The 22,157-nt window shown below is 61.6% G+C and carries 22 protein-coding genes and 1 pseudogene; 10 read left to right on the top strand and 13 right to left on the bottom strand.

The annotated features are described in order from the left end of the window. The first annotated feature begins 152 nt into the window (after positions 1-152). Both LJE98_RS06245 and aac(6') read left to right on the top strand, forming a co-directional pair. On the top strand, positions 153-1,814 hold the full coding sequence (locus LJE98_RS06245; RefSeq protein WP_229574249.1) for an alpha-glucosidase family protein: 1,662 nt from the start codon (positions 153-155) through the stop codon (positions 1,812-1,814). Positions 1,815-1,825: 11 nt separating this feature from the next. After that, the gene (aac(6'), locus tag LJE98_RS06240; RefSeq protein WP_420710119.1) at positions 1,826-2,263 is read left to right on the top strand and encodes an aminoglycoside 6'-N-acetyltransferase; all 438 of its coding nucleotides are present in this window, start codon (positions 1,826-1,828) and stop codon (positions 2,261-2,263) included. Positions 2,264-2,267: 4 nt separating this feature from the next. Here aac(6') and LJE98_RS06235 read toward each other — a convergent pair whose 3' ends face one another. Beyond that, positions 2,268-3,056 carry a potassium channel family protein gene (locus LJE98_RS06235; protein WP_229574246.1) on the bottom strand — a complete coding sequence of 263 codons (789 nt, stop codon included), beginning with the start codon at positions 3,054-3,056 and terminating at the stop codon, positions 2,268-2,270. Positions 3,057-3,250: 194 nt separating this feature from the next. Then, the gene (gene ade, locus LJE98_RS06225; RefSeq protein ID WP_229574244.1) at positions 3,251-4,945 is read right to left on the bottom strand and encodes an adenine deaminase; all 1,695 of its coding nucleotides are present in this window, start codon (positions 4,943-4,945) and stop codon (positions 3,251-3,253) included. A 394-nt stretch (positions 4,946-5,339) separates the two neighbouring features. Here ade and LJE98_RS06220 point away from each other — a divergent pair. After that, a pseudogene (locus LJE98_RS06220) lies at positions 5,340-5,966 on the top strand (glutathione S-transferase family protein). 26 nt (positions 5,967-5,992) lie between these two features. Here the strand turns inward: LJE98_RS06220 and LJE98_RS06215 are convergent. The 3 genes from LJE98_RS06215 to LJE98_RS06205 all read right to left on the bottom strand — a co-directional run bounded on the left by LJE98_RS06215 (position 5,993) and on the right by LJE98_RS06205 (position 7,986). Beyond that, entirely contained in the window at positions 5,993-6,862 is an 870-nt protein-coding gene (locus LJE98_RS06215) for an aldose 1-epimerase family protein (protein WP_229574243.1), read from the bottom strand. 166 nt (positions 6,863-7,028) lie between these two features. Then, entirely contained in the window at positions 7,029-7,394 is a 366-nt protein-coding gene (locus tag LJE98_RS06210; RefSeq protein WP_229574241.1) for a hypothetical protein, read from the bottom strand. A gap of 190 nt (positions 7,395-7,584) precedes the next feature. Further along, positions 7,585-7,986, bottom strand: coding sequence for a rhodanese-like domain-containing protein (locus tag LJE98_RS06205; protein ID WP_229574239.1), 402 nt, complete (start codon positions 7,984-7,986; stop codon positions 7,585-7,587). A gap of 152 nt (positions 7,987-8,138) precedes the next feature. Here LJE98_RS06205 and LJE98_RS06200 point away from each other — a divergent pair, with 152 nt between their 5' ends. From LJE98_RS06200 to LJE98_RS06190, 3 genes are read left to right on the top strand one after another with little or no spacing between them, the layout of a single operon-like run. Beyond that, positions 8,139-8,462 carry an ArsR/SmtB family transcription factor gene (locus LJE98_RS06200; protein ID WP_229574237.1) on the top strand — a complete coding sequence of 108 codons (324 nt, stop codon included), beginning with the start codon at positions 8,139-8,141 and terminating at the stop codon, positions 8,460-8,462. Beyond that, positions 8,459-8,869 carry an SRPBCC family protein gene (locus LJE98_RS06195; protein WP_229574236.1) on the top strand — a complete coding sequence of 137 codons (411 nt, stop codon included), beginning with the start codon at positions 8,459-8,461 and terminating at the stop codon, positions 8,867-8,869. The genes LJE98_RS06200 and LJE98_RS06195 overlap by 4 nt, the downstream gene beginning before the upstream one ends. A 47-nt stretch (positions 8,870-8,916) precedes the next feature. Continuing rightward, positions 8,917-9,141, top strand: coding sequence for a hypothetical protein (locus LJE98_RS06190; RefSeq protein ID WP_229574235.1), 225 nt, complete (start codon positions 8,917-8,919; stop codon positions 9,139-9,141). Between the two features lie 217 nt (positions 9,142-9,358). On the opposite strand, the gene LJE98_RS06185 is transcribed toward LJE98_RS06190, so the two are convergent. From LJE98_RS06185 to LJE98_RS06150, 8 genes are all read right to left on the bottom strand, one after another. Continuing rightward, on the bottom strand, positions 9,359-10,465 hold the full coding sequence (locus LJE98_RS06185) for a branched-chain amino acid ABC transporter substrate-binding protein (protein ID WP_229574234.1): 1,107 nt from the start codon (positions 10,463-10,465) through the stop codon (positions 9,359-9,361). A 178-nt stretch (positions 10,466-10,643) separates the two neighbouring features. Further along, on the bottom strand, positions 10,644-10,916 hold the full coding sequence (locus tag LJE98_RS06180) for a hypothetical protein (protein WP_229574233.1): 273 nt from the start codon (positions 10,914-10,916) through the stop codon (positions 10,644-10,646). A gap of 257 nt (positions 10,917-11,173) precedes the next feature. Beyond that, positions 11,174-12,502 (bottom strand): aspartate aminotransferase family protein, encoded by a 1,329-nt coding sequence (locus LJE98_RS06175; protein ID WP_229574232.1) that lies wholly within the window; start codon positions 12,500-12,502, stop codon positions 11,174-11,176. Positions 12,503-12,844: 342 nt separating this feature from the next. After that, positions 12,845-13,162 carry an ArsR/SmtB family transcription factor gene (locus LJE98_RS06170; RefSeq protein WP_229574231.1) on the bottom strand — a complete coding sequence of 106 codons (318 nt, stop codon included), beginning with the start codon at positions 13,160-13,162 and terminating at the stop codon, positions 12,845-12,847. A gap of 116 nt (positions 13,163-13,278) precedes the next feature. Beyond that, positions 13,279-14,025, bottom strand: a complete 747-nt coding sequence (locus LJE98_RS06165) for a HugZ family protein (RefSeq protein ID WP_229574230.1) — start codon at positions 14,023-14,025, stop codon at positions 13,279-13,281. 46 nt (positions 14,026-14,071) lie between these two features. Then, positions 14,072-15,115 carry a choline ABC transporter ATP-binding protein gene (choV, locus tag LJE98_RS06160; protein ID WP_229574229.1) on the bottom strand — a complete coding sequence of 348 codons (1,044 nt, stop codon included), beginning with the start codon at positions 15,113-15,115 and terminating at the stop codon, positions 14,072-14,074. Then, a complete protein-coding gene (gene choW / locus LJE98_RS06155; RefSeq protein WP_229574227.1) occupies positions 15,112-15,981 on the bottom strand; it encodes a choline ABC transporter permease subunit in 870 nt (289 codons plus the stop codon). Before choW ends, choV begins: the two co-directional genes overlap by 4 nt. A 94-nt stretch (positions 15,982-16,075) precedes the next feature. Then, complete coding sequence (locus LJE98_RS06150; RefSeq protein WP_229574936.1) at positions 16,076-16,966, bottom strand: choline ABC transporter substrate-binding protein; 891 nt, start codon at positions 16,964-16,966, stop codon at positions 16,076-16,078. Between the two features lie 318 nt (positions 16,967-17,284). Between LJE98_RS06150 and LJE98_RS06145 the strand changes: the two genes are divergently transcribed. The 4 genes from LJE98_RS06145 (at position 17,285) to LJE98_RS06130 (ending at position 22,107) form a co-directional block, all read left to right on the top strand. After that, complete coding sequence (locus LJE98_RS06145; RefSeq protein WP_229574225.1) at positions 17,285-17,671, top strand: c-type cytochrome; 387 nt, start codon at positions 17,285-17,287, stop codon at positions 17,669-17,671. A 200-nt stretch (positions 17,672-17,871) separates the two neighbouring features. Next, positions 17,872-18,960 carry a hypothetical protein gene (locus tag LJE98_RS06140; protein WP_229574223.1) on the top strand — a complete coding sequence of 363 codons (1,089 nt, stop codon included), beginning with the start codon at positions 17,872-17,874 and terminating at the stop codon, positions 18,958-18,960. 79 nt (positions 18,961-19,039) lie between these two features. Next, on the top strand, positions 19,040-20,191 hold the full coding sequence (locus tag LJE98_RS06135; RefSeq protein WP_229574222.1) for a hypothetical protein: 1,152 nt from the start codon (positions 19,040-19,042) through the stop codon (positions 20,189-20,191). 2 nt (positions 20,192-20,193) lie between these two features. Continuing rightward, a complete protein-coding gene (locus tag LJE98_RS06130; RefSeq protein ID WP_229574221.1) occupies positions 20,194-22,107 on the top strand; it encodes an AAA family ATPase in 1,914 nt (637 codons plus the stop codon). The last annotated feature ends 50 nt before the right edge of the window (positions 22,108-22,157 follow it).

Below are 22,157 nucleotides of genomic sequence, written 5' to 3'. Positions count from 1 at the left end.
GATTCTGCTTCACAAGCTCTTCCCGCCTTATGGGAGAGGAAGATTACAGCTTCATGTCAGTGCGCGCAGAGGGGCGTTTGACTTTGGCGACACAAGTCGGTTGCCTAGAGTTCGACGCCGTTCGAGATCGATTCCCGCCGAAGGACACGCCCATGACCAAGTCTCACTCCAAGGCCGCCCGTTCCAAGACTGCCGACTGGTGGCGGGGTGCCGTCATCTATCAGGTCTATCCGCGCTCCTTCCAGGATACGGATGGCGACGGTATCGGTGATATCAAGGGCATCATCGAGCGGCTGCCCTATATTGCCTCCCTCGGGGTCGATGCCATCTGGCTCTCGCCCTTCTTCACTTCGCCGCAGGCGGACATGGGCTACGACGTGTCGGACTATTGCGACGTCGATCCGATGTTCGGGACGCTTGATGATTTCGACCAGATGATGACGGAGGCAAAGCGGCTCGGGCTGAAGGTGATCATCGACCAGGTGATCTCGCACACGTCCGACCAGCATCCCTGGTTCAAGGAAAGCCGCACCAGCCGCGACAATGCGAAAGCCGACTGGTTCGTCTGGGCGGCCGCCAAACCCGACGGTACCGCGCCCAACAACTGGCTGTCGGTCTTCGGTGGTCCCGCCTGGGAATGGGACGGGGTGCGCAAGCAATATTACATGCACAACTTCCTTGCCTCGCAGCCCGACCTCAACTTCCACAATCGCGAGGTTCAGGACGCGGTTCTGGATGCGGTGAAGTTCTGGCTCGACCGGGGCATTGACGGTTTCCGGCTCGATACGGTCAATTACTATTTCCACGACAAGGAACTGAGGGACAATCCGCCCCACGTGCCCGACAGTGAAGAGGCCGGGCTCGATGCGCCCGATGTGAACCCTTACGGCATGCAGAGCCATCTCTACGACAAGACCCAACCGGAGAATATCGAGTTCCTCAAACGCTTCCGGGCGCTGCTCGACCAGTATCCGCATCGCACCACGGTCGGCGAGGTCGGCGACGGGGCACGCTCCCTGAAGACGGTGGCGGCCTATACGTCCGGCGGCGACAAGCTGCACATGTGCTACACCTTCGACCTGCTCGGGCCCGACTTCACCCCGAGCCATATCCGCCACTGCGTCGAAAGCTTCCAGAAGCAGGTGAAGGACGGCTGGGTCTGCTGGGCCTTTTCCAATCATGATGTGACACGGCATGTCAGCCGCTTCGTCCAGGAAGCCGGCGAGCGGGTGGCGGTGGCCAAGCTTGCGGCCTCCGTGCTTGCGGCCCTGCGCGGTTCGATCTGCCTCTATCAGGGCGAGGAACTGGGCTTGCCGGAGGCGGATCTGACCTTCGAGGATCTGCGCGATCCCTATGGCATCCGCTTCTGGCCGGCCTTCAAGGGGCGCGATGGATGCCGCACGCCGATGGTCTGGGAAAAGGGCAAGGCTCATGCCGGCTTTTCCAGCGCGAAGCCCTGGTTGCCGGTGCCGGTCGAGCACCAGTCACTCGCTGTCGATGCCCAGGAGAAGGATGCAGGCTCGGTGCTTGCGCATTACCGTGCCACGCTTTCCTTTCGCAAGCAGCACGAGGCACTGCTCGACGGCGACATGCATTTCGTCGCGACCAATGAAGACGTACTTGCCTTTGTCCGGACGCACGGTCCCGAACGTCTTCTCTTCGTCTTCAATCTGCGGCGCGGACCGCAGATCTTGACGGTCCCCAACGGAGATACCGTGCAAGAAGTCCTCTCCATGCCCGGCCTGAAGGGCACGGTGGTTGATGGCGAGATCAGGCTCGGACCGCTCGACGGCATCTGCGCGAGGGTGTCGTGACGGGGCATTTCGTGCGCATAGCCGGGCCTCGGGATCTTGATGCCTGGACCGATCTGCGCCATGCGCTCTGGCCGCACCTCGCGCTCGACGGTCATCGGGGGGAAATCGCCGAGGCGCTGGAGAAGCCGGAGCGGCTCGTCGCCTTCCTCTGTTTCGATCCTGACGGACGGGCCATCGGGCTTGCCGAGGCCAGTATCCGCTTCGACTATGTCAACGGCTGCCAGACATCGCCTGTCGCCTTCCTTGAAGGCATCATCGTTCTGCCATCTGCACGCCGGACCGGAGTTGCGCGATTGCTTGTGTCGGCCGTCAGCGATTGGGCGCGGTCGAAGGGCCTGAGCGAACTCGGCTCCGATGCCAGTCTCGACAATACGACGTCCCATGCCATGCATGCGGCGCTCGGTTTCGACGAAACGCAACGTGTCGTCTATTTCCGCAAGGCACTTTGAACGATCACAGCCCGTCGTCGGGGATGTTCAGTGTGTGGCCGCAGGCCTTGCAGTGGACCGCGTCCGCATCGTGCCGCTGCAATCCGCATTCGGGGCAGGGGAATGTCACCTTGTAGGGGCGGACAATCGACTGGGCCAGCCGAACGAACAGGGAGATGCCGATGATCATGGTCACGATCGACGTCAGCTTGCCGAAAGGTCCGGGCAGGGTGATGTCACCGAAGCCGGTCGTCGTCACCGTTGCCACGGTGAAGTAGAGCGCATCGATGAAGCCGGTACCGGCATCTTCAGCATAGAAGAAGAAGGTGTAGACGAAGCCCGTCACCAGGAAGAGGAAGACGAAGAGGTTGATGAAGGACGTGACCACATCCGTCTGTTCCTTCATGCCCAGCCTGCGCAGCATCAGCGTGAAGATCGGCCGCTGGGCGACGGCCCAGATGCGGGCAACGCGCAGGAAGGCGAAGTTGAACAGCCATTGCGGAAAGAGCAGCGTGCCGAGCACGAAGATGTCGACCCAGGTCATCGGCCGCATCAGGAAGCCGCGGGTCGTGCGCGAGGCCGCCAGCTGGGCAAGGATCTCGACCGCGATCCAGGCCGCGATGGCATAATCCAGGATGAGGTAGCTCGGACGATCACGCAGATAGGGGCCGGCAAGGAAGAAGCCGATGATGGCGAGATCGATCACCATCAGTGCGAACTGGAAGCGGATGGCGCCGGTGGAGCGCCCGTAATACAGGCGCGTCAGGCGCTGGCGCAGGGGAATTGTCTGATGGTTCTCGGTGTCGGATACCATGGAGCCTCGTCAGAAGTGGGAACAGAATTGCATGACGACAAGCGTCTGGTCTTCACCTGCGCCGACAACGGCGTAGACTTTCCTATGTTCCTGCGTGATGCGGCAGGACCATGGGCCTTTTACCACGTTGTGATCAACGAGAGACCAGTTTGTCATGGTCGACAAGGGAGCGGATCCAGACCCAGATCCCATCCTCACCCGATCAGCCTGAACTGGTCGACATCGACCATGCCCTTGTCGGAAATCTTCAAATGCGGAATGACCGGTAGTGGCAGGAAAGCGACCTGGAGGAATGGTTCTTCGAGAGTCGTTCCAAGGGCATAGGCCGATTTTCTCAAGTCGTGCAACGTGTCGCGCACGCTCTCATAGGGTTCGAGACTCATCAGGCCGGCGACGGGGAGCGGGATTTCGCCGGTCACCTTGCCATCCTCCACCACGACGAAGCCGCCCTTGATTTCGCCCAGCCTGTTTGCCGCGAGCGCCATGTCTTCCTCGGAGACGCCGACGACGCAGATATTGTGGCTGTCATGGCCGACGGTCGAGGCGATCGCGCCCTTCTTCAGGCCAAAACCCTGAACGAAGCCGTTGGCATGGTTGCCATTCTTGCCATGACGCTCGATGACGGCGACCTTGATCACATCGTTTTCGAGATCGACGGCGGTCTGGTTGCCCGAGGTCGGCAGGCGGTAACGGCGGTGTTCGGTGATGATCTTGCCGGGCATCACGCCAATGACGGGCGTCTCGCCTTCCGCGACCGGCACGCCGAAATCGGCGGCCTTGACGATACGCGCCTTGACGCTGTCGAGGCCGACCGGAGCCACGTCCTTGCGTGTGGCGAAGAGGGCGTCTGTCACCCGGCGGCCGGCGGAAAATACCATCTCGGCCTTGCAGTTCTCCAGTGAGTCGATGACGACGAGATCGGCGCGCCAGCCTGGCGCCACGAGGCCACGGTCGCGCAGACCGAAGGCGCGGGCGGCCGAGATCGACGCGGCACGATAGACGGCGAGCGGCTCGACGCCATGTCTGATCGCCTCGCGGATCATGTAGTCGAGATGCCCCTGTTCGGCGATGTCGAGCGGATTGCGGTCATCGGTGCAGAGCGCCAGGAATGGCGACAGCCGCTCGGTCAGGATCGGCATCAGCGCGTGCAGGTCCTTGGATACGGAGCCTTCGCGCACCAGGATATGCATGCCCTTGCGGATCTTTTCCATGGCTTCGGCCGCCGTCGTGCATTCATGATCGGTGCGGATGCGGGCGGAGAGATAGCCGTTCAGGTCCCGACCCGAGAGCAGCGGCGAATGGCCGTCGATATGGCCTTCCTGAAAGGCCTCGAGCTTGGCCATACAGATCGGATCCTTGTGGATCACGCCCGGAAAATTCATGAATTCGGCAAGTCCGATCACCTTCGGATGGTCGCGGAAAGGCAGAAGACGTTCGATCGGCAGATCCGCGCCCGAGGTTTCCAGGTGCGTCGCCGGCACGCAGGAGGAGAGCTGGACGCGAATGTCCATGATCGTCTGTTCGGATGAATCGAGGAAGAACTGAATGCCTTCCGTGCCCAGCACATTGGCGATCTCATGCGGATCGCAGATGACGGTCGTCACGCCATAGGGCAGGACGCAGCGGTCGAATTCATGCGGGGTGACCAGCGAACTCTCGATGTGCAGATGGGTGTCGATGAAGCCGGGCACGACGATCTTGTCCGTGATGTCGATGACTTCGCGACCTTCATAATCCTCGATGGTCCCGATGATTGTCTCGCCTGATATCGCGATATCGGAGGTGACGAGCTCGCCCGTGACCAGATCGAAGAAGCGCCCGCCCTTCAGCACGATATCCGCCGGCTCGCGGCCGGTGCCCTGGTCGATGCGGCGTGTGAGGTCGGTCATGCATGCGTCTCCGATTCCATCTGTGAGGTACCAGTCTAGTGGCAAGGCTCGTCAAACGAAACTCCGGTTTAGCACCTGCTCGGGTTACGCGAATGCCGATCGTTATGCTGCGCCGAAGAGCACTGGGGTCAGCGGCGAATATCTGGAGGTATTTCCACCTGAAAAGCTGGTGTCTACCCATGCCTGGGAACTGCCCGATGGTCGAGGATCACCGGAGACAGTTGTGACCGTGGATCTGGTCGAATAGGATGGCGGCACGCTGATGAAGGTTCGCCAGGCACTCTCTAGTAGTCTGGCCGGGCGCGACGGTTGAAAGAGGCTCGGCTGGGGCGTTCGAACGGCTGGCCGAGATCCTATCGGATACGGATAGAGGGGGTGAGTTCCGATGACCGCCATGAAGCTATTCTATTGCGAGACGCTCAACTCACGAAAAGCCTGCGCTGCAGCGCGCTATCTCAATGCGGATCTCGAATTTGTGCGCGTCGACTTGGCGAATGGCGAGTAGCGAACGCCGGAGTTCCTGGCGCTCAATCCCAATGGGAAAGTCCCGGTTCTGCAATATGGCGAAGGACAAAGCCTGTGGGAGGCGAATGCAATCATGTGTTTCTTGTCGGACATGACGGGCGCGGATTTCTGGCCGAAGGACGACCGACAACCCGATGTGATGCGCTGGCTCAGCTGGGACGCGAGTCATTTCACGTTGCATGCGGCGACACTGTGGTTCGAAAACGAAGTCAGGCCGCTGTTCGGGCAAGCTCCTGATCCTGCTGTCGTCGAGCAAGCCGAACTCCAGCTCCGGCAGTTTGCTCAGGTGCTGGACAGCCATCTCGCACATAGGATCTTCGTCGTCGCCGATCGCCTGTCCGTTGCGGATTTCGCACTGGCCGCGGCTTTACCCTATTGGAGGTCAGCGCGATTGCCGCTTGACGACTTCGAGCATATCAAGCGCTGGCATGATCAGCTCAACACGATCCCCGCCTGGCGGGAGCCGTTCCCCGCGAGGCCAAGCGCCGGCGGGTGATGACGGCGCATCACCGCGACATGCATTCAGCGACCGATCTCGACTGAAAACCCGAACCGCATCGCATCTCCCGCCGCCAGCGCCAGCGTGTAGGGCCGCTCGACCAGTTCCGCCGTGCCGCCGGCATGCGCCGCCATGCCATGCCAGGGCTCGATGCAGAGGAAGGGCGCGCCGGGCTTTTGCCAGAGCGCAATATTGGGCAGGTTCTGGAAGGTGAAGAAGAGCGAGGGGCCGCCCTCGGCGCCGTAGGTGAGGGCGGTTCCCGCGCCTTCCGGAAAGATGAGCGCATCGTTGTCGAACAGCGAATGCGAAAGTTCGAGCCGGCCGGCCTTGAAGGGAGAGGTCGGCAGCGTTTTTCCTATCAGCCCGTCTTCGAGCTGCACCACGCCGGGCTCGGCGCCATTGTCGAGTGTCACCGCATGAGGTTTGTTCTCCGCGCCCGGGAGCGGCCAGAGAAAGGCGGGGTGAAAGCCGATGCCGAAGGGGAGGGGCGTGCCGCCCGTGTTCTCGACAGTGGCAGTCACCGACAGTTTGCGGCCGTCGAGGCGGTGCTCCAGTGTCAGGCGGAAATCGAAGGGGTAGACTGCGCGGGTCTCGGATGTGGATGCGAGTTCGTGGCAGCAGGCGTTCGTGTTCTGCTCGACGAGCGTGAACTCGCGGCGCCGTGCGATGCCGTGCTGGGCCATGGGATAGGTCGTGCCATTGACCGCCAGCAAATCCCCCGGCGCCTTGCCGACGATCGGAAAGAGGATCGGCGAGCGCCCGGTCCACCAGGCCGCGTCGCCGTTCCACAGCCAGTTTCGGCCGTCGGCCGTCTTCAGGGACTGCATCTCCGCGCCGAGCGTGGATACCTCGACGATGAGGTCTGCGTTTTCGATGCGAATCGTATGGGGCATGGCGGTCCTCGTCTGTTTGGCGGCATCCTAGAGGGATTGCCGGCAAAGTGCGACGCGGATGTGTCGGGGCCGGATGGTCGCAGGTGAATGTGCCTATGCGGCTCAGCCGTTTGTCGGCTCAGTCGATATCGACCTCACGGCGCAAGCGATGGGAGGCGGCACGCTGTCAGACGATCACGACGCGGTTGCCGAAGGGCGTGTCCTCGTCGAAGTTCTGGGTGCCGATGCGCTCGCTCTCTCCGGAAAGGCGCGGTTCATCATTGCCATCTGCGAGCGGATCGGGCGTCTCCGAGGGATCAGGCCATTGGCGCGGCGATAGCGCGTGTCGGGTCTCACCATCGTCACTTGGCGAGCCGTTGCGCGCCCGCTCTTCTTCGGCCTGCCGATGCCGTTCCTCGATGTCATGATTGATCTTCGACTGACGGGAGGCGACCCAGGCGCTCATGGGATCGGAATCGAGGTTCAGAGTTGACCCTGCTTCCGTTTGGCTGGAGGCTTCACTGCTGGACGTGCGGCTTATGCGTTCGACCATGATTGTCTCCTGACGAGACGTGCCCTTGGTCCCCGGCCTTTGACATGATGTCATCGACACGACAGCGGCGGGCGGCGGCGCTTGATCGACCAGGCCTGATGCAGTCATTCGCAAGGGGCTGCGGTCGTGCGGCTTTCATGCTCCAAGATAGGGCAATTGCTGCCGGCGTTCAACCGGCGGCCGGCAGCGCTCATGTCTTCACCTTCGCCGCCACGGGCTCCACCGGCAGTCCGGCGTTTCGCCAGGCGGTCAGGCCGCCTTCGAGATGGCAAACCGTTTCCAGCCCCATCTCCATTGCCGTCTTTGTGGCGAGCGCCGAGCGCCAGCCGCTGGCGCAGAAAAACAGGAACAGCTTGTCTTCGGCAAAGACAGGCTTGTGGTAGGGGCTTTCGGGATCGATCCAGAATTCCAGCATGCCGCGCGGGCAGGAAAAGGCATTCGCAATCGTTCCCTCTCTTTCGCGCTCGCGGGGGTCGCGCAGGTCGACGAAAACGACATTGCTCGCGCCAAGGAGCCTGCCGGCTTCGCTCGGCGAAACAGCCTCGACCAAATCCTCTGCTTCCGCCAACAAGGTTTTGTATCCCTTTTTCATCTCAACTCCTCGGCCCGCCATCGGGACGAAGTCTAACATAGCCGTGAACCCTGTCACCGGCGTTGATCGCGTAGGTGGTCGCCGCGCCGGATTGACAATCAAATAACTCTACGGTTATAAGAAATCCATAGCCGAAGAGTTATGGATCTTGCATGGATATCTCGACCGACAGTCTCTTTTCCGCGCTCGGCGACCCGACCCGACGAGGGCTATTCGAACGACTTTGCCGCGATGGCGCGCAGACCGTCGGTGCGCTGACCGCTGGTGCTGGCGTTTCGCAGCCTGCCGTTTCCAAGCACCTCGCCGTTTTGAAGCGCGCGGGTCTGGTGGAGGACCGGGTCAGCGGCCGCCAGAGCCACTACAGTGTGCGCAGTGAGGGTCTCGATCCGCTTGTCGCGTGGGCGCGACAGATGGAAGGCTTCTGGGAGGCTCGTTTCAATGCGCTCGATGATCTCCTAGACAGGATGGACCAATGACCGACCGCAGCACAGAAAGTCTCTCCGTCGTAGTCGAGCGGGAGTTTCGCCATGCGCCAGAAAAGATCTGGCGCGCGCTCACCCAGCCCGAACTCATCGCCGAGTGGCTGATGCAGAACGCATTTGCCCCGGAGGTCGGCCATCGCTTCACGCTCTGCGCCGACTGGGGCTCGGTCGATTGCGAGGTCCAGGTGGTCGAGCCTGCCAGGCGTCTCGCATATAGCTGGAACTCCGGAGCCTTGAAGAGTCTCGTGACCCGGACACTCACCCCGAGCGCTTCTGGAACGCTCCTTCGCATGGAGCAGACCGGCTTCCGACGTGACCAGCCGCAATTCTATGGCGGCGCCAGAATGGGCTGGCCGCGCTATTTCGACGGCCTCGAAGCCGTCCTCGGCCGGGTCGCGTAGACGCGGCCCCATGACTATCACCGTCGTTCTTTCACGAAAGGATTGCCATGTCCGCAAGTCACCGTATTCGCCAATGGCACCGATGGCTCTCGCTGGCCTTCACGATAGCCGTCGTCGCCAATATCGTCGCCATGATGATCCCGGGTTCACCGCAATGGATCGGATTTTTGGCGCTCGTGCCGCTTCTGCCGTTGCTCGCGACGGGCATCTATCTCTTTCTTCTGCCCTATCGGCGCAAAGCGGCAGGACAGAAGAACGCCTTGTCCCTCTGATGCAGCCGTGGTCCGGGCCTGCGTACCGTCTCATGGACGCACATCCCGCAGCCGATGCCCCGATCATCCTGTTCGACGCCGAATGCATCCTGTGCTCGGCCAATGCGCAATTGGTGCTCCGCCGCGATTGGCTGCGGCAATGACAAGGCCCCAGATTCCCAGACCAAAAAAGGCGGCCCTTCCGGACCGCCTTTTCTGTGTCTGATCATCTGCAGGCTTACTCGGCGGCGACCGCCTGGCCACCGTCCCACTTGTAGAGCGAAAAGCTCTGCGAGGTGAGGTCGCCGGTTTCGCCATAGGTGAGCTTGCCGATGGCGGTCGGAATTTCCGTACCGTCCTTGAGGGCTGCCGCAACTGCTTCAGCGTCGTCTGCGCTGCCGGCTTTTGTGATGCCGGCGGCAATGACTTCGACGGCAGCATAGGCGTTGAGCGTGAACGCTTCGGCCGGGATGTTCTTGGCGGCAAGGGCAGCAGACGCTGCCTTGCTGTCTTCGTTCTTCAGCGCATCGGCCGCATTGGTGAAGATGACGCCATTGGCAGCTTCGCCGCCGATGGTGGCAAATTCGGTGCTCGACAGGCCGTCACCGCCGATCAGGGTCGCGGCTACGCCGATGTCCTGCAGCTGGCGCGAAAGGAGGCCGGCTTCCGGATAATAGCCGCCGAAATAGATCACTTCGACGCCTTCCGCCTTGAGACGGGTGGTCAGCGCGCTGAAGTCCTTTTCGCCCGGGGTGAGGGCGTCGTTGAAGACTTCCTCGATGCCGGCAGCATTCAGCGTTGCCTTGAAGGCGTCGGCGAGACCCTTGCCGTACTGACCCTTGTCATTAAGGATCGCGACCTTCTTGTCCTTGAAGTTGGCCACGACGTAGGCTGCGGCCACTTCCGCCTGCTGGTCGTCACGGCCGCAGGTGCGCAGGACCGTCGACAGGCCACGGGCGGTGAGATCGGGTGCGGTTGCGGTCGGGGTTACCATCAGGGCGCCGTTTTCGGCGAAGACATCGGAGGCTGGAACGGCGACGCCCGAGGTCACCGGACCGACGACGAACATCACGCCGTCACCGACCAGCTGGTTGGCAGCCGATACGCCCTGCTTCGGCTCTCCGGCATCGTCGGCGACCTTGAGCGAAACCTGTTCGCCGTTGATGCCGCCCTTCTTGTTGATTTCCTCGACCGCGGTCTCGGCGCCGTTCTTCACCTGGGCGCCGACGGCGGCCAGTGGGCCCGTCAGTGGCGCCATGAGCCCGAGAACGATGTCGGCACGGGCGGCGGGGGCTGCAGCGATCAACGCGGCCAGAGCCGCGCTGGCGAGAAAATGGATTTTCATGTCCTGCTCCTTGGGTTGGCGCGAGCGATCTATGTCGGTTTTCGCGCCATTCGGGTTCTTTTGTTGCTCCCCACGGTTGGTTTAGACAAAAACCGGCTGCGACAAAAGACCTGATGCTGCGGCGTGTGATCACGCCACAGCTTTGTCAGGGCAGGATAAACTCGCGCCTGGACGTCTGTCAGAGGCTGAGGACGCGACCGCCGAGACCCTGGCCTTCCGACTCGAATCCAGCCTTTTCCGCGGCTGCATCCTGTTCGCGACGCAGCGCCAGTTCGGCCATGGCGATCTGCTGCAATTCGAAGAGATCATTGCTGATCTGCGCCCGGCGCGCCGCAAGGCGGGCCTCGTCGGCGCGGGCCGCCGAAATCGCCTCCGGCTCCGGGGCAATCGCAGTTCGAGGTATGGAAGGGGACACGTCTTTACCGAACATGCGCTTGAAGAGGTCGACCACGGAAATCCTCCCGGGACCTGATCCGGTTGCGGCATTCGCGACCTGATGTCGGAGATATCGCTTCCGGATGGGCTTTCAGTCGTCGGTCGAGCCTTTCGCGGTCATCTGCGCCAGGATCGAACGTGCGAGTCCGCGGAAGATACGGGATGGCGGATCAGAGGACAAGCATGGCGCGCGCCGCATGGTCAGCCTCGCGCAAGCCCCGACAAAAAAAGCGGCCCCGAAGGGCCGCTTTGGGAGTGCCTGCAAGGCAGGGTTCAGATGTTGTTCATCAGCACCTTGCGCAGCTTGTCGAACAGTTCGTCGATCTGCTCATGGGTGATGATCAGCGGTGGCGACAGCGCGATGATGTCGCCCGTCGTGCGGATCAGGAGGCCGTCATTGTAGGCCTCGAGGAAGGCGTTAAAGGCGCGCTTTGTCGGTTCGCCGTCGATCGGTTTCAATTCGATCGCGCCGATCAGGCCGAGATTTCTGATGTCGATGACATTCGGGCAATCGCGCAGCGAATGCAGCTTCTCTTCCCAATAGGGCGCGATGTCGGCCGCACGGGTAAGCAGGTTCTCGTCGCGATAGGTGTCGAGGGTGCCCAGGGCTGCGGCCGAGGCGATCGGATTGCCGGAATAGGTGTAGCCGTGGAAGAACTCGATCATGTGATCGGGGCCGGTCATGAAGGCGTCGTGGATCTCGGCCGTCACGAAGACCGCACCCATCGGGATGACGCCATTGGTCAGGCCCTTGGCGGTGATCATGATGTCGGGTTTCACGTCGAAATACTGCGACGCAAACGGGGCGCCGAGGCGGCCGAAACCGGTGATGACTTCGTCGAAGATCAGCAGGATGCCGTGTTTGCTGCAGATCTCGCGCAGGCGCTGCAGGTAGCCCTTCGGCGGGATCAACACGCCGGTGGAGCCGGCAACCGGCTCGACGATGACAGCGGCAATCGTCGATGCGTCGTGCAAGGTCACGATGCGCTCCAGCTCGTCGGCGAGATCGCCGCCGTGCTCCGGTATGCCCTTGGTGAAGGCGTTCTTGGCAAGCTGGTGGGTATGCGGCATGTGATCGACGCCGGTCAGAAGTGTGCCGAACATCTTGCGGTTGGAGACGATGCCGCCGACGGAGATGCCACCGAAATTGACACCGTGATAGCCGCGTTCGCGGCCGATCAGCCTGGTGCGGGAGCCTTGTCCCTTCACGCGCTGATAGGCGAGCGCCACCTTGAGCGCCGTCTCCACCGATTCAGAACCGGAATTGGTGTAGAGAACATGCGCCATGTTGTCGGGGGCAATGTCGATCAGGCGGTTGGCCAGTTCGAAGGCCTTGGGATGGCCGAGCTGGAAGGCCGGCGCATAATCGAGCTCGCCGGCCTGCTCGCGAATCGCTTCCGTGATCAGCGGGCGGCAGTGACCGGCATTGACGCACCAGAGGCCGGCGGTGCCATCAAGCACCTGGCGGCCGTCATGGGTGGTGTAGTGCATGTCCTTGGCGCCGACGAAAAGGCGTGGCTCCTTCTTGTACTGGCGGTTCGCGGTGAACGGCATCCAGAAGGCGCGCAGGTCGTTCGGCGTGGAATTCAGGCGGTTAGACATCGTGTTCTCCATGGCCCTTTGGTCGCGGGCGGCCACTCTCCCGGCTGTCAGCCGCTAAGGCCGAAATCCGTTGATTGCGCCGCCACGTTAGCAGGGCGCAAGGCATGGTCAACCCACCGGCAAGGGTGCATCAACAATGGTCATGGATCGCTGAATTCGGGTGATGGAAGGACGCTGCCGGTGGTCTGCTGCCGGCGCCGGGCTTGGGCAAAAATGCAAGAAGCCCCGTGGGCGTTCGCCGAACGGGGCTTCTCGATTTCTCAAGTCGCAAGAGATCAGGCTCGCCAGCGCGCCGGGACGGGTTCTCCGTTCCGGATCGTCACGCCTTTGGGAGCGCTGTCATCAAGCGGCGGACTTGCTCGCTACCGGAGGGCAATAGATGCTTTCCAGGGTGGAAAGGATCTTGATCACCGACTCGGAAGTCGAGGAATAATAGATGGTCTGCGCGTCGCGCCGGGTCTTCACGAGCTTCTGTGCTCGAAGCTTCGACAGGTGCTGCGACAGAGCCGACTGGCTCAGGCCCACCTGGGTCGCCAGAACGCCGACAGGAACCTCACCCTCAACGAGGCTGCAGAGGATCATGAGTCGCTTCGGGTTTGCCATGGCGGAGAGCAAGCCAGCCGCGACGGTCGACTGTTCGGACAGTGCTTTTGTTTTCATCTCAGTTCAACTTTCCTTGGTCGATTGACCTGGGGGGGAATGGCAGTCGTTGAAAATACATCACTTAACTAGAGGCCAAACTCTACCAGCGCCATCACAATTGTATATGCCTAAATTTAAGGTACTGCGTATACTGATTTAGGTAACTCTAATAGCATGTCCTGTGGATTTGTGACGGGCGTCACAAATTCGTGGCGGATCAGCAAGTCTTTGAAAACAAGATCGATTCCCTGCGAATCAATCGCCGATATGCGCCAATCACCCTCGGGTGCTGCATGAAAGACGGTGGCGAGACGCCCTGCCAGATCGGGATGCCTGCCCCCTAATTCTTGCAGTATAGCCTCTTCGTCAAATGCGACCTCCGGGTCCGTTTCCGGGATGAGAAAATCCTGTCTGCTCAAATGATAGGCACGCCCGAAGCCTCCGTTGAGGCTCGCCCGTTCCGGTCGCAGGCGAAAGAATCGAAAGTCGGGAAAATCGATGTAGAGCTGTGATTTGGGATGGCGGGCAAGGAATCGGCGTCGCAGCCTTGCATGGGCCTCGCTTTCGCGTTCGACCTTTTCTGCTGTGCATTGCAGCGTCAGACGTGGATGGGCCAGCGGGTCGCCCTTGGCCGGCTCGCCGGTGAGCAAGGATACGCGCGGATCGGCAAGTAGGGCGGTCGTGTGGGCAGAGAGGCTCGAGACCAGTATGACCGGCGCGCCATCACGGTCCATACCGAGCAGGACGCGGCTGACGGAGGGAAAGCCGGTTTCCGGGTCGATCACGCCGATCGCCGCAAAGCGGGCGCCCCTCAGCAAAATGCGCGCCTGGCGGCGCGCATTGTCGTCCGTGTCCCTGATCACCTGGGGCTTGTCATTCATGTCGTGGCTCCTGCATGCACCTTGGACGGGTTGCGTGCAGGCCTGCTCAGGCCTTGCGACGGTGCTTCGTCAATCCGCTCACCACATCCTGAGCATCGATCGTGCCGATCACGGCGCCGTTGTCAACGACCCCGATCGTGCCGGGTTGACGCGCGAGCGCATCCAGCACCTCGACCAGCGGCGTCAGCGGTGACGTCGTCCCCGTCACCTGGCTCTGTTGACCCCCGGTGCCGGGGCGCATCACGTCGGATGCGGTCAACATGTTGATCGGGTTCAGGTTCTGTACGAAATCGGCGACATACTGGTTGGTCGGGTTCTGGACGATCTCCTGCGGCGTGCCGCATTGGATGATGTGCCCACCTTCCATGATGGCGATGCGGTTGCCGATGCGGAAGGCCTCGTCGAGATCGTGGCTGACGAAGAGGATGGTCTTCTTCAGCCGGGCCTGGAATTCGAGCAGTTCATCCTGCAGGCGCGTGCGGATCAACGGGTCCAGCGCCGAGAAGGGTTCATCCATCAGGAGGATCGGGGCGCCTGTCGCAAAGGCACGGGCGAGGCCCACACGCTGCTGCATGCCGCCCGACAGCTCGTTCACCTTGCGGTCGGCCCAGGTCGACAGATTGACGAGTTCGAGCTCGGCAGCGACCCTTTCCCTGCGTTCCGCTTCCGGCACGCCGGCGAGTTCGAGACCGAAGCCGACATTGTCGGCAACCGTCCGCCATGGCAGGAGCCCGAACTGCTGGAAGACCATGGAGACCGTGTGCATGCGCAGGTCGCGCAGCACCTGGGCCGAGGCCTTGTAGGGATCGACATAGCCGTTCTCGGTTCGCACGCTGACATTGCCGCGAACCACGGGGGCGAGTGCGTTGACGGCGCGCAGCAACGTCGACTTGCCCGAGCCAGAGAGGCCCATCAGGACCAGGATTTCGCCTTCCTTGACGGTTAGCGAAGCATGGGCGACGCCGAGCACGAGGCCGGTTTCGGCGCCGATCTCGTCGCGGCTCTTGCCCTGATCAAGCATTTGCAGGGCATTCTGCGGATTGTTGCCAAAGACGATGTCGACATTGTCGAAGATCACTGCGTCGGTCATGCGTCTTCTCCAGGCATGCGGAAGATCCGGTCCAGGATGATGGCGAGGATCACGATGCAGAGGCCTGCTTCGAAGCCCCGGGCGATGTTCACGGTGTTCAGCGCGCGGACGACAGGCACGCCGAGACCGCTCGCGCCGACCAGCGCCGCGATGACGACCATCGACAGCGAGAGCATGATCGTCTGGGTGAGACCGGCCATGATCTGCGGCATGGCGAAGGGCAATTCGACCTTGCGCAGCACCTGCATCGGCGTGGCGCCGAAGGCAATCGCCGCTTCGACCAGCGAGGGCGGCGTCGAAATGATGCCGAGGCGGGTGAGGCGAATTGGGGCGGCGATGGCGAAGATCACGGTCGCGATCAGGCCGGGTACCATGCCGAGCCCGAAGAGGATGAGGGCCGGAATGAGGTAAACGAAGGTCGGGATCGTCTGCATCAGGTCAAGCACCGGACGGACGCCGGCATAGAGCCAGGGACGGCGGGCGCAGGCGATGCCGATCGGCAGGCCGATGACCATGCAGACACATGTCGCGGCCAGCACCAGCGCCAGCGTCTCCATCGTCTCCTTCCAGTAGCCCTGATTGTAGATCAGCAGAAGGCCGAGAAAGGTGAAAGCGACTACGCCAAGCGAACGGCGCATGAGCCAGGCGACCAGCGAAAACAGCAGGATCATGAAAAGCGGGTAGAAGCTTTCGACCGGGGTGTCATCGAGAAACGGTCCCTGGAGAACGAAGAGCATCGCATCGATCGACGCGCTCAGAATGTCCGCAATGAAGTCGAATACAAAATCGACGTTGTCGGTCAGCCAGTCGACGACATTCTTCGACCAGGGTCCGATGGGCAGTTTGTTGTCTGTCAGAAATTCCATGTTTGTCCCCGATTGGCCACAGGTTCAATGCCTGGGAGTCCGCGCGGCCGGATCCCCTTGCCAGCCGCGCGGTTCCACGATCGATGGACAGGGATCAGAGGCCCAGCGCCGCCTTCACAGCGCCGAGGCCGTCGCCGCCGTCCTTGGTGGTCACGCCGGCGAGCCAGGGCTCGATGGCGGCCGGATTGGCCTTCAGCCAGTCGCTTGCAGCCTCTTCGGCATCCTGACCGTCATTCAGGATCTTGCCCATGATCTCGTTTTCCATCTGGAGCGTGAACTTCAGATTGGTGACGAACTTGCCGACATTCGGGCATTCGGCCGTATAGCCGGCGCGGGTGTTGGTGAAAATGGTCGCGCCACCGAAATCAGGCCCGAAGACATCGTCGCCGCCGGACAGGTAGGTCAGCTTGAAATTGGCATTCATCGGATGCGGTTCCCAGCCGAGGAAGACAACCGGAACGTCATCCTTCTCGGAGCGGGCGACCTGGGCCAGCATGCCCTGTTCGGAGGATTCGACGACTTCGAAGTCACCGAGTTCGAACTTGTTGCCGTCGATCATGTCGAGGATCAGGCGGTTGCCGTCATTGCCGGGCTCGATGCCGTAGATCTTGCCATCCAGGGCATCCTTGTTCTTCGCAATGTCGGCGAAGTCCTTGATCCCGAGTTCAGCGCCCTTGGCGTTGGTGGCGAGCGTGTATTTCGCGCCTTCGAGGTTCGGCCCGAAAATCTCGACCGACTTGTCTTCGCGATAGGGGGCGATGTCGCCTTCCATGGTCGGCATCCAGTTGCCGAGGAAAACGTCGATGTCCTTGTTCTTCAGCGACGAATAGGTCACCGGAACGGAGAGGACCGTCGTGGTCGGCTCGTAACCCAGTGCCTTCAGGACAACGGAGGCCGTTGCGGTCGTCGCGGTGATGTCGGTCCAGCCGACATCCGAGAAGCGGACGCTGGAGCAGCTTGCGGCTTCCTGAGCCGAAAGCGGCATCGCCGAGACGGCGAAGAGTGAAACGGCGGCCACGAGTGTGCGGCGGTAGGTGGAGAGATGCGTCATTGAAAGACTCCCGTTTTTTTTTAATGTTCCCAAGTCAACATTCAATACCAGAGAATTGCAAGGATGCCCGTGCGTTTGCGCCGCGGCACCGGCCCTGTTTGCGACTTGAGCGCCTTTGCGGGCAGGGCGCTGCGGCACTGCAAAAAAAAGTTCGGGACTTGATGGGCGTCAAAGCGTCGCCTTGCATCTCATGCGAACAGGTGATGCGATGGGCGCGGCGCCTACGCGCCTTTTTGGGAGATAGGAGTTTCGATGAAGACGTCTTCACTGATCGTGCTGCTCGCACTGACGGCAACACCGTTGCCCGCTTTTGCCGACGGTGATCCGGTCGCCGGCGCCAAGGCGTTCAAGGCCTGTCAGGCCTGTCACGTCGCGACCGAGGCAAAGAACAAGGTCGGCCCGCACCTGCAAGGTGTCGTCGGCCGCCCGATCGCCTCGATCGCAAGCTACAAATATTCGCCGGCCATGACCGAATTCGGCCAGGGCAAGGTCTGGGACGAGGCGACACTGTCTCAATATCTCAAGGCGCCAAAGGCCGTCGTGAAAGGCACCAAGATGGCCTATGCCGGCGTGAAGAAGGACGAGGATCTCGTCAACATCATCGCCTATCTCAAGGATCCCGCTGCCGGCGGGCAGTGATCCAAGTCGAAGATCCCGATGCGGCAGCCGTTTCGCGGCTGTCGCATTTCTCTGCTAGCGCCTCTTGTGTGGCCGCTGCGGCCATCCATATCGGGTGAAGGCAACGGTCCCTGTGCGATGCGATACTTTCCTGCACGGGGAAACGCGCTATGGTAGCAACGAATCCGGCACGCTGCCGGAATGAGGGATGGGGAGACGACATGGCGACTTTGCAATCGTTCGACAGCGAGATCGAGAAGACGCGCAAGATCGTCTCGGAGATGCGCGGCAAGATCGAGCAGTCCGGGGTGGTGCTGGATACGCTCGCCAAGAGCGATTCCAAGCTGACGGGTCAGGATTTCGACATCGAGAATGCGCGGATTTCCGATGTCCTCAGCCAGCAGAAGGTGATGGAATCCAACATCGCCGACCTGATCATCGGGCTTGAAGACGCGACCAATGTCTTCGGTGCGGAGTTCGAAAGCATGAAGAGCTTTTCCGGCATGGAAAAGTTCATCGGGATCTTCTCCAAGCAGAAGGCGCAGCGCATGCGCACCGAGCGCGTCCGCAACATGTCGCTCGCCGGCAATCTGCAGGAACTGCTTGCCAAGTCCGACAGCATCGTCGGCATTCTCAAAGAGCAGAAAATGGTTCTCGAGGAGCGCTACAAGACATCCGAGGCGAGCCTCGTGCAGGTGATCGAACGGCGCAAGCAGACGATCGCCAATCTCGAAGAGACCCAGAATAAAATCGAGACGCTCAACCCGGCGCTGCTCGATATCGAGAACAAGATCGCCGCGTCCACCGACACGTCGGAACGCACGGCACTCGAGGCCGATCGTTCGAAGCTGGCGACCGATTACAATCAGGCGCAGGCGCGCGAACAGGAACTGCTGGCCGAAAGCCAGACGCTGGAACGCTATACCTCGATGTTCCAGACCTTCGTCGACAGCCTCAACAACCAGATCGCCGCGCAGAACACGCTGATCAACAAGCTGACCATCGACACAGAGCAGCGCATCGTTCTCTACAAGGCCCTCGAAGATTCGCTGAAGACTGCTGCCCAGCAGGATGTGGCACACCGGATCAACACGCTCGGAAGCCAGGTCGATACGGCCGCAGAAGAGACCATGGCCGGCATCGGGGCCGCCGCACAGCGGCATATCGGCGATCTCCTGGAGCTGCACGAGAAGAACATGCTCTCGACGCAGGACATCCAGCGCCGCAAGAAGCTCGCCGACGAGGCCTTTGCGCGCCGCTTCCAGTCCGTTCTCGACAAGCACAATGCGGCCAATTACGTGAAGCCTTGAGCGTGCCGTTGATGTGGACGCGGCCATCAGGCCGCGTGCCGCGCTCGCGGTGCGCGGTCGATTCGATGGGGGGAGGGGCATGAACGTCGTCGATCGTAACAGTGCCGTGTCGCACTATTTCGCCACCATGGCCTCGGCGCTGTCAGGGCTCGAGCAATTCTTCGGCCAGTCCGATCGCCGCTTCGGCGAGACGGGGCCGCCGACGCTCTATCTCCTGCCTTATCTCGACCGATTGAGGAACTCCTTCACCTCCTGGCAAAACCGCATCGGCTTCACCGGCCAGTTCAAGATCGCCCAGGCCGAAAGCGGCTTTCCGATCTTCCAGAACGTGCTGGAACTGGAGAACGATCGGGCGGGAGCGACGTCCAGGCTTTCCACGATCCCTGCCGTCGACAAGCTGCGCGCCGAAATGGTCGATTTCATTCTGCGGCAGAAGGATTTTCCCGCCGCCCTGCAGCAGCAGATCGCCGAACGGCTCTATCTGGAACAGGTCAGTGCGGGCGAGATCTTCTCGCCCTTCGTGCTGCCGACGACCGTTGCCGTGAGCGTCAATGCGCAATCGCGCCGGCCGTCCTATCTGGTCACCTGGGCCGCGTTCGACGGGGTGAACACGCTGCCCATGATCTATCTCGCGACGATCGAGGATTCCTCCGAGAACGTCACGAAGATCCTGGTTTCAGACGACGGCAGGCTGAACGATACCGTCGAGATCCCGCTGCCCGTCGGCGGCCTGCTCAATCCCGAACTCGCCCGCATATTCGACGATTTCTGTGCGAAGAACTCGGCCTACTCCCTGACCCCGGCCACGATCGCCACCAATATGGACCGGGACTTTCCCAACCTTCATCCGAAGTCCGTCCGGCGCGTGGTGCTCGGGCCGCTCTATTCGACGGGTTTGACCCAGAATTCCGGCCGCGTGACCGAAATTCTCGACCGGGTGCGCAGACCTGAGAATGCCTGGGTGATGACCTGGACGGTGCAGGAGGTGTTTTCCAAGCGCGAGCAGCCGGCGGTGAAGGGCTTCTTCTCCTCGACGCCGGCCTCACAGGAATTCCACATCGAGACGCATGATCTGGAGGCCGCGCGCATGGGGGTCTCGACCTATGAGAAGCACGCGCTGGTGCCGCACGACGCCTATCAGGCACTGTATGCAGCCGGCGAGATCAAGCCGATCTTCGGCAATTTCAAGGTGCACGTGATTTCCGGCAACCAGGTCGTGAGCGAGGTCTGAGCATGAGTGAACTGACGGCAGGGCTGACCACGCTACGGGAAGACGATATCGCCAAGCATCTCGCGGTCGCTCAGGGGCTCGTGACGCGGTTCGTGGTGCTCGATCAGGGCGAGGCTACCTCCGGTGCGCCGATCGCCGGGACTGGGCGGCGTTTCGTCTCGACGGTCTCGACCGGGTCCGTGCGGCGCACCCGTGAGATCGAGCTTGCCAAGACCATCCAGGCGAGCGGCACCGCCGATCCGCTGCTGACGCCTGCCCAGCATACCGTGCTCTACCGCGTGCGCCGCGGCGTGCAGGTGGCGCTTGCGATATCGGAGGTTTTTGCCCGGCAGAGCGAGCTGGAGCCTCTGCAGGCCCGCAATATCAGTGCGCCCCTGCAGGGCGAGGAAGCCGCCCGTTTCAAGGCGCTTCTCACCTCCCAGGCCTATGTCGCAGCCTTTGCCTTCGCCGCTTACCTGAAGTCCACAGTGGCTGGCGAGGGCGAGCAGCTCGATGGCATCCGTGCGCCGGATTTCCTGTTCGACACGGCGCAGGATGCGCTTAAAAGCATGATCGCCGGCATCGATACGGCCGTGCAGGGTGCCGGTGACGACGCGACGTTGATCGGCCGGGTGCGTGGTGTCGCAGATCTCGCGCTGGACGGGCTTCTGACGCGCAAGGCGCGCTTCGAGCATCTCGGCGTCTTCGAAAACGCCCATATCCGAGTCGATCAGGACGATTTCACCCTCAGTGGTTTCGACGCTGTGCCGGGGGCAAAGTCGAAGCCGCTGACGATGAGCTTCAAGAAGCCGGAAGAGATCGTCGGCAACCACATCGCCAAATATCAGGCGCTCAAGCTCGCCAAGATGCTGATGGCCTATGATTTCGACCGGCAGATGAACCCCTTCGTCGATCTCGGCGGTTTTCTGTTCACCTTCATCGGCGACGGCATGCCGGGCACGGGCAAGACGATCCTGATCCAGATGCTGGCGGGTCTCTTGAACGACTACTGCCAGATGGCCGGCTACGCCTTTCACTACGAGAATTTCGGCGTCGACCAGATCTCGTCCTATCAGGGCAAGTCGGGCCAGAATGCCAAGAGCTTCGTCAACGCCGTGCTCAACCCGCGCGTCATCGGCTTCGGCACGATCGACGACGTCGACCAGGTGACGGCCAAGCGCTCGGACGACCGGGCGTCCGCCGGCCAGCACGAGGTGACGGCCGTGCTGATGGAGAGCTTTGCCGGCGCCTCGACCGTGGTGCGCGGCAATGCCACTTTCGGGATGTTCTCCAACTATCCTGAAAACGTCGACGATGCGCTGCGCCAGCGCGCCGGTGCCCGCTGGCTGGTCGACGGGCCGCAGACACGCGAGGACTATATCGACATCTTCTCGCTGCTGGTCGGCAAGAACCATTCCATCCCGCTTGGCGAACACCAGTTGTTCGCCGGTCAGGAGATCCAGAAGGCCGTCAGCCGCTCCTATGGCGAGCACGACCGCCCCAGGGAAGACGGCCTGGTTGCCGTCTGGGAACGCTACGAGACGTCCGAGGGCAAAATCGAGACCCTGGCCGATGTCGGCGCCTATCTGCATGCGATCAAGCTCGCCGAACCGCGCTTCACCGGCCGTGCGATCAAGAACATCACCGATGCGATCAAGATGCGGGCCATGGATGTCGAACTGCCCGATGCCTGGTTCGAAAGCCCGCAAGCCTTCGTCCACAAGAGCTACGACGAGAAGAAGGCGATGATCTCCGAGCTGCGCGGGCCTGTGACGATGGAAATGATCCTGCAGGAGATCAACCGATACGCCGACAGTGAATTCCGCTACGCCGACAAGTCGGACGATGCAGCCGTGTCCGAGATCATTCGCCGGGAGCGGCAGCGCGAGCGGGCGATTGCCGAGATCGAGCGCATGAAGGGGGAGGGGATGTGGTGAAATTCGCTATTTGCGAATTTGGTTGTCGGGGCCGGGGTTGAGGGGTAGGA

The organism is Rhizobium sp. 'Codium 1' (assembly GCF_020889605.1).
GTDB classification, from domain to species: domain Bacteria; phylum Pseudomonadota; class Alphaproteobacteria; order Rhizobiales; family Rhizobiaceae; genus Allorhizobium; species Allorhizobium algae.
Note: the sequence above shows the minus strand (reverse complement) of the source record. Positions and strands in the feature narration are given on the sequence as shown.